Raw genomic sequence first — 10,318 nt, forward strand, 5'->3', positions numbered from 1 at the left:
ATCTGGTTTAGCGCTTCATTTTGACGCTGCCCCCACGATTTATCGCCGTTTAATGCGTAAACCTTGATTCCGTTTTGAGCAGCTGCAGCATTCAGCATTTCATATTTATACGGATCAGTTTTCAGGTAATCTCCTGTCATGACATACATCAAATTGACCCCTTTTTGCAAGGCAAAGCTGATCAGCTTGTTCCGGTTGTCCAGCGTATTAATTTCCTGCCGGACATCCCATACATACATGGCTTTGTCTTTTCCCGAAGGCGTTTCAGCTAATGCAGAATCAGCACCCGCCAGAGCGAAAAAGACAATCAGAAAAAGCGCCAGCCATTTTTGTTTTCGCAGCATGATGGGATACTCTCCTTTCCATCTCTTAATATTTTCCTTTTCATGTCGCAAATTGCTGTCCTATTTTGTTCATCGGAAACAAAATGGATTTCTTTAACAAAATGCAGTCATAAAAAAAGCATACTGACGTACGCTTTAATTTTCCTGCAGACGCGGCTTTGCGGGATCACATGCAGGTTTTTGCGTATTTGTCGATTCCGCGATTTTCATTAAGTAGTAGCATTCTTCCCTCATCATATGGTCTGCCATAAGCGCTGAAAATGTACCGAGCACCTGATCGGACAACTCCAATTCCTCTATCTCGTGGAGAAAAGTGCGGAATAAATCGATTTCAAGCTTAACGTCCTCATTCATTTTTCTAAGAGCCGGAAACGATTCAACATTGGCTCTTAAATAACCGGTAAGCTCCACAGACTTCAAATAAAACTGTTCAAAATGCTTCTCAAATCCCCTGCTCTTTTTTTTCAAGCGTTTTTCCACTCCGTCGAGATCATCGCTGATCGCTCCCGCGTGTCCGGCAGCATCCATCAGCCACAGCATATGATGGTGCAGTTCGTGAAAGGTAGGCGGAACTTCTTTTCTTTTCAAATATTTCATGACAAGCAAATATTCTTCAAGCTCATTTACCATATGATTAATAAAAGTTGGAGAAAGATGAATTTTAATATCGCCGGTTAAATGCCTTTTAATGATAGAAAGCTTGAACTTTCTGAAACTCAGCGCATATTCCTCCGCTTCCATCGTCAGCGAATACAAATCAGACGACGCGTTGACTTTCTTCAACAGCACATCAAACGCTTGCTTGAACCGCTTCGCCTGCTCAATGTCCCCCCTCTCTCTCTCAGCCAACGAATCAAGAATAAAACGGGCGTGATCCCCCAACACCTGAAGCCAGAATTTGTGCTCAAAGACCGCTGTTTCCTGATATGTTTTCAACATCGCGCCTCCCTTTCATAACCATTCTTCATTATGGCTATTCGGCGAATGCTTCAATTATGATCAAGGCACAGGCCCTTGCTGCTGCGCATGACTGTAACACGCCCGCTACAGGCCGCAGCCGGATCCTTAACCTCTCTTCAGCAATTCGTCTATCCATTGATGGAGCTTGCCGGATGACATTTCTCCTTCATAAGCGCGCATGATGTCGCCTTCTGAATCAATGAAAAACGTTGTCGGCAGGCTAAAAATCTCCCAGGACCGGTAAACTTCAGCCTTTTTATCAAGAGCGACGGGAAAGGTTAAGCTGTAACTGTCTATAAAACGTTTTACGACAGCTTCTGATTCTTGAACATTCACGGCAACGATTTCAAGATCTTCCCCTTTATAACGGGAATAGGCTTTTTGAATAACCGGCATTTCCCTTTTGCACGGTCCGCACCAGGAACCCCAAAAGTTCACGACGACCGCCTTGCCTTTCAGCTCTTTCAGGTTTACTTTTCCACCGTTCACCTTAGGTAATGTAAAGTTCGGAGCCGGCTGGTAAAGCTCCGCGCTTTCCCTCCTGTCATCGCTTACAGCGAACTGCTGGTAAAGAGCGAACCATGCTGCCGAAATGAAAAGGACGAGAATCATGGTCTTAAACAAAAGCCGCTTCTTTGTTTTCATTGTATTTTCTCCTTCGTTATACATCATCAAAATCTACCATAATAATTTGATGCAATATGTGTAAATCCCTTCATTTTCTGCAAAAAGCTGTTTTGTCTGTTTGATGAAACTTTCGCACCTGAAATACGTATGTAACTGTCAAGGAGGTTTCAAAAATGAAAGAATACGAATTTGTAAGAGTCGAGCTGAGCTCGTTCAACAGAAAACCAAAGGAAGATTACCAGCAAATCATTCGCGATTACGCCGGCAAAGGATGGCGTTTTGTTCAAATTTTCGCCCCAAGCACGGCCGGTTACGGATCTGCGGCTTATTTTGAGTTAATCTTTGAAAGGGATGCCTAGTCCGGTGACTGGGCATTGACAATTCCAAAAAGAAACCCCACATAAAAAGCGAAAAATAGAACAAAAATATACCTATATTTCACAAAAAGGGAACATCAAACAACATGGATAGAAAAAAGAAGTGGGATTCTGAACTTAAAACAATGCTCATTTGGAAGATGGCGGCTGCCTCGGCATTATCATGGGAAATCGCAAAAGCGTTTGGATCGAATCATCCATACTTGGCCCCGCTTTCCGTCATTTTATGTCTCCATGGAACAGTAGGCAAAACCGTCAAGTTTTCACTCAAACGAATCGCCGGTACAGTCATCGGAGTCCTTTTGACCGCTTATATTGTCTCGTTCGTTCCCCACAACGGCTGGGTTTTAGGCGCTTTATTAGTGTATGGGTTATGGATCTCAAAATGGCTGAAATTAGATCAAGTCGGGCTGCACCAAGCGGCGATCACCATTTTATTTGTTTTTTCGTTGGCGCAGTCAAATCATTATGCATTCGACCGGATCATCGATACCGTGATCGGAGTGGCCGTAGCCATATTGATTCATATAATTTACCCGCCTAATTTGACAAAGTATGCTTCAGAATCAATGCGCCAGTTTTCAATTAAAATCAATACCGCTTTTATGGACGTATCGTCCTGGATCAAAGCCGGATGTCAAAAAGCAAAAGGAGAAAACCTTCAAAAAGAAACCGATGCATTATTAAAAGAGCTCCACCAAACCAAAAAAGCTTTGCGCCATGCATCAGACAGCGTAAAATTTATTCCTGCCGGCGAAAAAAACAGGCAAAAACTCAATGCTTACGAACGGGAAATGAAAGATCTTACGGAAGGATATACATATTTGTCAAACACAATCAAAACGTTTTTGGAATGGGGCGCCTCCGGTCTTATGTCTTCAGACGACCGGTCGGCGTGGGCAGAGCAGATCGATATCATCGGCCAGGCATTCAAAAACAGCCAAAAGAAGATATTTCCGTTATCTCAGGATTTGAACCCTGAACGCCTGGCAGGAATATCCCCTCAGCTTGCTCCGAACATCTATCCGATTGCTATATATCAAGAAACGAAGAACTTTTTAGATGCTGTCAATCACAATTAAGATACAAGCCGGTCCAGCCGGACATCAGCCGTCACGATTTACGTTGTTTGATCGCTAAAAATTCCTTCTGAAAAATGCACATTCTGATCGCATTATGATAAAAGCCGTCTACGAAAAATTCATCCTGCAGCTCGCTTTCGATTGAGAAACCGCATTTTTTATAAAGATGAATGGCCTTTTTGTTTTCTTCATCGACGATTAAATAAAGTTTGTGCAAATTTAAGACGGAAAACGCGTAATTCATCGCCAAAAAGGTTGCACCGGCCGAATAGCCTTTGCCTTGATGTTCAGGATCAATAATAATTTGAAACTCTGCTCTCCTGTGAATATAATCAATCTCGACCAGTTCCACCAAACCGATCATTTCTGTATCTTTCTCCACGATAAAACGTCGTTCGCTTTGGTCATGAATATGCTTATCAAATAAATCCTGCAGCTCGACGAACGTTTCATAAGGTTCTTCAAACCAATAAGACATGATCTTCGCATCATTATTGAGGCGGTGCACAAACGGCAAATCTTCTCTTTCCAACGCACGCAATTTTAACTGATTATCCATGTAAATATCCTCCAAATTTTTTAAAATCTTATCATCAAGACGTGAGCCGGAGGCCGATGACCCCGGCGATGATCAGACAAAGTGAAATCAATTGTGATAAGCGAAACCGTTCCTTAAACCAAACAAAGCTGACCGCAGTCACGCCGATGCTGCCAATCCCGGTCCAGACTGCATACGCAACGCCTGAAGGAAGAACCTGCATCGCTTTTGAAAGGCAATAAAATGACAAAGCAAAGCCCAGCGTCATCACGATGATCGGCCATTTCTTTCTTGTACCATCAATATATTTCATTGCTACAGCCGCAATCACTTCCTCAACGCCGGCAAGGCAAAGCAACAACCATGCCATCAATGTTCACCTCCTGACCTGGCGTTTTTTTCTTTCGTGAAAATCTTCATTCCGACAATGCCCGCAAGCAGCAAAGCTAAAAAGAACATTTGGCCTCCGGAAAAAGATTCTCCTAAAAAAATTCCCGTCAAATACGTACCGGCCGTTCCAATTCCTACGAATACGGTGTAAGCGGAAGCCATCGGAATTTTTCTATAGGAATAAATCAAAAGTAGAAAACTGACCGCAATCAACAATAGAATGATCAGCCAATCTAAAAAACTATCAGCATGTTTAAGTGCAGAAGCCCAGACCACCTCAAGAAAACCTGCAATTATAACGATCAGCCAACTCATTTGTAACACCCCCAGTTTTGTGAATGAACGTCAGTCATTTTTAGGGCAAGAAAAAATGATCGGCAAAAAACCATCATTTTTTATGTTCAGCTAAGCTTCTTTTTAAAAATGCAAAGATCTCGTTCTTGAAAACTTCGATATCTTCATCTTTTTCAGCCCCAATGTAATACCGTTCCGCCGTATTCTCAACAAAGTTAATAATCGTTCTCGCCGTCCACCTTACGTTGATATCGCGAATAATCTCGCCGTTTTCGGCCGCTTTCCCGATAATTCCCTCAAGCCACTTATAGTACGGCTGATAAATCGCTTCCCATTTCTCCATGGAATGGTCGATGGCAAGACCTGAATAGCAAAGAACGATAATATCCTTATGAGCATTTGTAATATTGAATGTCTCATCGATCAGAATCTCCAAAACCGTCCAGAAATGCTCGGTGCCGTTAATTTTGCTTTTAATCTTATCCAGCGTATGCGTCAGAAGGTTCTCTGCAATAGCCGGGATCAAGGCGTTTTTCGATGAGAAATATAAATAAAAGGTCCCCTGTGCGGTCCCCGCCCTTTTCACGATATCCGAAATGGAGGCCTTATCAAGCCCTTTTTCAGAAATGACTTCAATGGCAGCCTGCAAAATTTTATCGTATTTCCCCGACGTTTGTTTCGGCAAGTTGAAGACCCCCCTAATAAATGAATGACTTTCAGTCATTTTAGTTGATTGGTTGTTTGGTGTCAACTGTTTTGTTCAACGTGCTGTCGGAGATATGTTAAGGGATTCCATTGTTTCGCTGTACGCGCTGGGAGATCGCCTCCGGAAGCCCCCGGTTCCGGCGGAGCAGTGTAACGCTTGGAACCGTGATCGCATACACCTCAACTATGTAATATTTAAGATTACGATTGAGCAATTCTTAAATTTAAAAAATGCCAGCCGCCGGATTCAATGCCTTCTGCTGGCTATACTGTTGTGGTTCCTCTCAAACGAATGAACGTCTTAATTTTCTGAAATCTCGAATAGGCATTATGTAGTTAAATGATTCACTTCATTCGCCACTCGAATTCCGGATTCAATCGCTCCCTGCATCCATCCGTGAGCGCGTGAGGTGTGTTCTCCGGCGAAATGGATTCTCCCTTCAGGAACAGGAATATAAGGATACAGCTCTATTTCCTGTCCTGGTTCGAACGCTGTGAATCCCCCGACGGAAAATGGGTTCAGACTCCAGCTGAATGAAGCGCCGGACACAAACTCAGACCACACGATATCTCCATAGAGTTCCGATAAATTCATTAAAGTATACCAGAGGCGCTCTCCTTCTGGCATACTGTCCCATGTCAGCGCTTCATCCGCCCATGTATAGCTTGCTAACACGACCGCATGTCCATTCGATCCGATGCCAAAGCTTGGGTAATACGAAAATCTAACCGGGAGATCAGTTATGGATTTGCCGCCTCGCTGCCCTGCTTTCTCCCAAAATCGACTCTTAAACTCAATTCCGGTTTTTGTTGCGGCTATATAGTTGAGTTCGCGAATGGCTCTCCGTTTAAAGTAGGAAAAGGAGCCGAATGGTTCAACTTTTACAAATCGCAAGGCTGAAAAAGGAATGGTGATGATCGCAAGGTCGCCTGAGAGCGCTGTATGTTCCCTCGACTGCTGATGAATGCAATGGATCGTTACTCTATTTTGATCTTGAGAAATTTTCACCATTTTTTGATGGAAGAGAATATTTTCTTTTAACTGAGGAAGAAATGCCTGCGGAAGCAGGTCCATGCCGCCTGTTATCTCATAGAAGCGAGTCGGCGATGTGAAGAATATCGACTCCCGCAATACTTCAACAAGGGACATCCCCATGTACGCTTCCATATCCAAAAGTACGCCGATCATATCGATTGCACCGCTTGAAAAATAAGTATTCAGGAAAGAGCCTAACGAATGGTTCCTGTATTGTTTTTCGACAATACGCCAATTTCTCGCAGGGTCTTGATTAATAAAATCGAGGATCGGCTGCAATACGGAAAGCATCAGTTCTTCAGCCGTTTTTCCTTGTTCATTCGGTGCAACAGGATATCTCAAAATGCCCGGATTTTCTTCAAAAATGCGGAGACGTGTTTTAACGCCGTTGGCATAAATGATGTCCATTGGAGTTCTGTTCAAAAATACATTTGTTGGCAGCTTGAATTTTTCAATATATTCCAAAGTTAAAGAATGGATATCCGGAATGCGCATCGGCCCGACATTGAAATACAATCCGGCACTAAAGGGGGACCGCGAAGTGTAGACACGTCCTCCGATTCTATCATTCGCTTCCAGAATCGTCACGTTGTGTCCGGCATTCTTTAGCAAAGACGCTACCACAAGCCCGGCCAACCCGGCACCAACGACAATAATGCGCTTCGGACGATGTGATGCCGGAAGACCGTTTCTAATAATCGCGATCATGTCTTTGTTCTTTAATCGAGCATTCACTTTGCGAGGCACCCTCTTTTTTGATTTATTGCATTATATTCACCAAAAAGGGTGCCTATCACGATCTAATGAATTTTTTTGCTGTTGAATTAACTTCCGAATCCCTTCAGGTTTTTCACTCCTGACAATCGTTTTCCAAACGGAAATTTTCTTTCAATATTATAGAGCTAATTTATAATTTCTATTCTATTGGCAAGAGGTTCATAGAGCCATCTTTCAGCAAATGTGTCCTCAATTCTTCGAGTGAGACCATTTTTAGTGAAAAAATTACAAGCCTTACCGCTTTCACAAGTAACTGGCTCTTCTGGTCGCCTATAATGGAGTTGCTTTTTCGGATCCGTGGATCTTTTTAACTTTCCCTTCCCAAATTTGAACTGATCTTAAAATGAAAAATGAAACCAAAGGTGTTGGAAGAGCTATTATCAGGAATAGAACATTTTTATCTACAACTTCTGATACCACCCCTGCTAAAGCATATCCCAATGGCATTAAAGAGCTGTTCACAGCAAAAAATGCTCCCAGTGACCTAGCTCTGTCACTTCCTTCGGTCACTCTTTGCAGATAGCCCTCAAGATAAATATTCACGACTCCGCTAATAGCGCCAGTTAAAATAAGTAAAATTAAACCTATGTAGACATTTGTAACCCATCCTAAAGGAGAAAGTAACAGACCAAAAATTAACATCAACGTAGGAGCTACAACCTTAAGGTGTTCTTGCTTTGCCAAAAAAGAAAGAGTAATTGCTGCTACTAGTGTACCTATTCCCCAAATTGATTGAAAAATACCGCCAATCCATTCATTGTCTTTAATTAATATAGAAGTCCATACAGCAATATAAATCGGGAACCCACTAAACAAAAGCTGCTGTATACTTGTACCATACAATAGATTTCTCAAAGGTTTATTATTTATTAGGTTGGTGAATCCGGTGAATATTTGCCTTCTGCTAAATGCGACCTCGCTTTGGCTGCCTCTTTTATCTTTAATCAAAAACTCCAAAAAAATTGATATAAAAGTCAGGCAACCGCATAAAATCCATACATATCCGAAAGGAAAAAAAGTGAATAACACACCGGTGATAATAGGAACTGTAACCTGAGCAGTTTGATTCAATATTTCTTGAAATGCTATCCCTTTTTCAATCACATCCCTTTCAAGAGTAGCAGAAATAAGAGATCGTGAAGCTGGTTCGATAGCCGTCAAACAGATAGAAATTAATGCTCTAGCAATGATTAATAGTAATGTGGATGTGAAATTAAAAATGGCTAAAATACCAATAACGAAAAATAAAAGAGAAATGATGATATCAGAGAGGGCAATTATTCTTCCCCTATGGAACCTGTCTGCCAGCCAGCCGGTAAACGGTGAAAGTATTATTGATATTCCCAGCCCCAATCCGATTACTAAACTTCCACTTAAGACGCTATCTGTTTCATTTAGAGACCACCATATTAAAGAATAATAAAAAAGTGTAGAGCTTAATAACGACAAAAAAGTGCCAGACCACAGTTTAAAAAAATCGCCTTTGAATATCCATGAATGCTTCAAACTATTCCCTCGCTTTAAGAATAGAGACTATCTACAAGATAGCCTCTATTTATTAAGTATTTTAATTAGCTGCTGTTTTTACCTCTTCAGGGAAAAGTATTTTAATTACATCTGATGTTTCATGTGTATATTTAGATTGTTGGATGACAGTCATATTATGATGAAGAGCAGCTGTAATTAACTCTCTTGCAGAATTAGAAACCGAATGATATAGCGAGTTAAAATCATTGTTTTCTAAGGCTTCGACAGCTTTTTCTTCCGCATTAAGGTATGTTAAATGATCAATGCATTGTATTACATTTTGAATCCCGCGAACTCTTATCCTGAAGATTTCTTCCATTTCTTTCTCATCATACATGATTTCTTCATATTTTGTATCAAGTTTTTTAGTGTTATGAGGATGCATTTCAAGCTCCCTATGCTGCACTTCAACTAGCAGGTTTCTTGCATGCTTTAGTTTTTTAAAACCCTGTCTGACTGCATCAATAGCTTTTATTTTGTCACCTGCAAAATAATATTCGCCTGCTCTATCAAACTCAATAACACCAAGATAAACTTCTACCAATGATTCTTGTGTTCTGACCGCTAACGCTTCAGCTTTTGACTTTAATGATGGTACCTTCGGTGTTTTACAAACATTTGCCACAACACCCATTTTAATCCCTCAAATGTAAATTATTGCATATATAATGTTACACAAAAAGAGCGTTCTTTTCAACATAAATTTCAATTTTCTGAAATCAAAATGTAAATCATTTGTTTCTCTAATTTTTTTGTAATCTTTCAACGAGAGCAAACATTCTATTAAATTCTAAATATTGAGAGTTTAAACCAAATATATAGCCCTTCTTATCAAATTAAACGTTTAGCCAACTATTGATCTATTACAAGGATAAAAGCATCCCGCTGTAGTGAGGGAAGAATTGAAGGTTTTACAAATAGCGGACTCGTAATCCAAAAAGCTTCCCCAAAAAGAAGCCGGCAGAGCTATTTCCGATCACTTTGGATTGGGGAGCTTCCGGTATCATTGCAGGAAATTCTGATATCCAGCAAGAAATAAAAGACAACCTCCAAACTGTCTAACATAAAAAGAAAGCCGATTTCCAGATCTGCGAAAAAAAATCGACTTTCTTTTTTGTTCTTAAAAATCTGTATGGATGTTAGCTGAAATCGAAGCCCTTCCCCTCACGCAGCAATCCTTTTGTTTCCATTGTGTGAGCAACACCAAGATGAAAGTGCGCGTACAGGGCTGTGCAGCCGGTCATCTCCTTCCCTCTATTGATGAACTCGACCATTTTTCAAAACCCTTATAAATGATCTATACAATTGCTCGCTGCGGGCATAGGATAAACTAGTACTTCAAGGAGGTGAACTACATGAGCGGAGGTTACGGAACAGGTTTTGCTTTAATTGTTGTTCTGTTCATTCTCTTGATCATCGTCGGTGCTAGCTGGGTCGGCGGAGGATTTTATTAATCAAATGGGCACTTAACTTTATTTAATTTGAGAAGTGCAGAAATAACACCCTCCGGCTAACAGTTCTTATGGGTGTTACCCTCCTCTGCACTCCTCCCAAAACGAACTGTCAGATCAATCCGTTGGAATTCATTTACCCTCCCCATGTTATTGTTTTAAAATAGAAGGGGCCCTTTGATTGGAGTGACCCCTGTCAAGTAGACAGCT

The 10,318-nt window shown here is 41.2% G+C and carries 13 protein-coding genes; 3 read left to right on the forward strand and 10 right to left on the reverse strand.

Features of this window, described 5'->3' with window-relative positions:
- The 3 genes from V7126_RS22870 to resA form a co-directional block, all read right to left on the reverse strand.
- Nucleotides 1-344, reverse strand: a 344-nt coding sequence (locus V7126_RS22870; RefSeq protein ID WP_335499442.1) for a hypothetical protein, incomplete at its 3' end; no start/stop codon positions are given.
- Nucleotides 345-479: 135 nt separating this feature from the next.
- Nucleotides 480-1,280: a DUF2935 domain-containing protein gene (locus tag V7126_RS22875; protein WP_046132798.1), complete on the reverse strand. Its 801-nt coding sequence runs from the start codon at nt 1,278-1,280 to the stop codon at nt 480-482.
- Between the two features lie 129 nt (nt 1,281-1,409).
- Nucleotides 1,410-1,949 carry a thiol-disulfide oxidoreductase ResA gene (resA, locus tag V7126_RS22880; protein ID WP_046132797.1) on the reverse strand — a complete coding sequence of 180 codons (540 nt, stop codon included), beginning with the start codon at nt 1,947-1,949 and terminating at the stop codon, nt 1,410-1,412.
- A gap of 155 nt (nt 1,950-2,104) precedes the next feature.
- On the opposite strand from resA, the gene V7126_RS22885 reads away from it, so the two are divergent.
- Entirely contained in the window at nt 2,105-2,290 is a 186-nt protein-coding gene (locus V7126_RS22885) for a DUF4177 domain-containing protein (protein ID WP_046132796.1), read from the forward strand.
- A 104-nt stretch (nt 2,291-2,394) separates the two neighbouring features.
- On the forward strand, nt 2,395-3,390 hold the full coding sequence (locus V7126_RS22890) for an FUSC family protein (protein ID WP_175075174.1): 996 nt from the start codon (nt 2,395-2,397) through the stop codon (nt 3,388-3,390).
- Nucleotides 3,391-3,421: 31 nt separating this feature from the next.
- Here the strand turns inward: V7126_RS22890 and speG are convergent, their stop codons facing one another.
- From speG to V7126_RS22925, 7 genes are all read right to left on the reverse strand, one after another.
- On the reverse strand, nt 3,422-3,949 hold the full coding sequence (gene speG / locus V7126_RS22895) for a spermidine N1-acetyltransferase (RefSeq protein ID WP_046132795.1): 528 nt from the start codon (nt 3,947-3,949) through the stop codon (nt 3,422-3,424).
- A gap of 34 nt (nt 3,950-3,983) precedes the next feature.
- Nucleotides 3,984-4,298 carry a DMT family transporter gene (locus tag V7126_RS22900; RefSeq protein ID WP_046132794.1) on the reverse strand — a complete coding sequence of 105 codons (315 nt, stop codon included), beginning with the start codon at nt 4,296-4,298 and terminating at the stop codon, nt 3,984-3,986.
- Complete coding sequence (locus V7126_RS22905) at nt 4,298-4,633, reverse strand: DMT family transporter (protein WP_046132793.1); 336 nt, start codon at nt 4,631-4,633, stop codon at nt 4,298-4,300. The genes V7126_RS22900 and V7126_RS22905 overlap by 1 nt, the downstream gene beginning before the upstream one ends.
- Before the next feature lie 73 nt (nt 4,634-4,706).
- The gene (locus V7126_RS22910) at nt 4,707-5,297 is read right to left on the reverse strand and encodes a TetR family transcriptional regulator (RefSeq protein ID WP_046132792.1); all 591 of its coding nucleotides are present in this window, start codon (nt 5,295-5,297) and stop codon (nt 4,707-4,709) included.
- Between the two features lie 348 nt (nt 5,298-5,645).
- On the reverse strand, nt 5,646-7,061 hold the full coding sequence (locus V7126_RS22915; RefSeq protein ID WP_438823821.1) for a flavin monoamine oxidase family protein: 1,416 nt from the start codon (nt 7,059-7,061) through the stop codon (nt 5,646-5,648).
- Between the two features lie 339 nt (nt 7,062-7,400).
- Nucleotides 7,401-8,636 carry an MFS transporter gene (locus V7126_RS22920; RefSeq protein ID WP_175075176.1) on the reverse strand — a complete coding sequence of 412 codons (1,236 nt, stop codon included), beginning with the start codon at nt 8,634-8,636 and terminating at the stop codon, nt 7,401-7,403.
- A gap of 61 nt (nt 8,637-8,697) precedes the next feature.
- Nucleotides 8,698-9,291, reverse strand: a complete 594-nt coding sequence (locus tag V7126_RS22925) for a hypothetical protein (protein WP_231947463.1) — start codon at nt 9,289-9,291, stop codon at nt 8,698-8,700.
- A 721-nt stretch (nt 9,292-10,012) separates the two neighbouring features.
- Between V7126_RS22925 and V7126_RS22930 the strand changes: the two genes are divergently transcribed.
- The gene (locus V7126_RS22930; RefSeq protein ID WP_081605354.1) at nt 10,013-10,111 is read left to right on the forward strand and encodes a YjcZ family sporulation protein; all 99 of its coding nucleotides are present in this window, start codon (nt 10,013-10,015) and stop codon (nt 10,109-10,111) included.
- The last annotated feature ends 207 nt before the right edge of the window (nt 10,112-10,318 follow it).

It is taken from the genome of Bacillus sp. JJ675 (assembly GCF_036963165.1).
Taxonomy (GTDB): Bacteria; Bacillota; Bacilli; order Bacillales; family Bacillaceae; genus Bacillus; species Bacillus glycinifermentans.

Coding starts and splice junctions, on each gene's coding strand:
- resA (WP_046132797.1), bottom strand. CDS start 1,949: ATGAAAACAAAGAAGCGGCTTTTGTTTAAGACCATGATTCTCGTCCTT.
- V7126_RS22885 (WP_046132796.1), top strand. CDS start 2,105: ATGAAAGAATACGAATTTGTAAGAGTCGAGCTGAGCTCGTTCAACAGA.
- V7126_RS22890 (WP_175075174.1), top strand. CDS start 2,395: ATGGATAGAAAAAAGAAGTGGGATTCTGAACTTAAAACAATGCTCATT.
- speG (WP_046132795.1), bottom strand. CDS start 3,949: ATGGATAATCAGTTAAAATTGCGTGCGTTGGAAAGAGAAGATTTGCCG.
- V7126_RS22900 (WP_046132794.1), bottom strand. CDS start 4,298: ATGGCATGGTTGTTGCTTTGCCTTGCCGGCGTTGAGGAAGTGATTGCG.
- V7126_RS22905 (WP_046132793.1), bottom strand. CDS start 4,633: ATGAGTTGGCTGATCGTTATAATTGCAGGTTTTCTTGAGGTGGTCTGG.
- V7126_RS22915 (WP_438823821.1), bottom strand. CDS start 7,061: ATGATCGCGATTATTAGAAACGGTCTTCCGGCATCACATCGTCCGAAG.
- V7126_RS22925 (WP_231947463.1), bottom strand. CDS start 9,291: ATGGGTGTTGTGGCAAATGTTTGTAAAACACCGAAGGTACCATCATTA.
- V7126_RS22930 (WP_081605354.1), top strand. CDS start 10,013: ATGAGCGGAGGTTACGGAACAGGTTTTGCTTTAATTGTTGTTCTGTTC.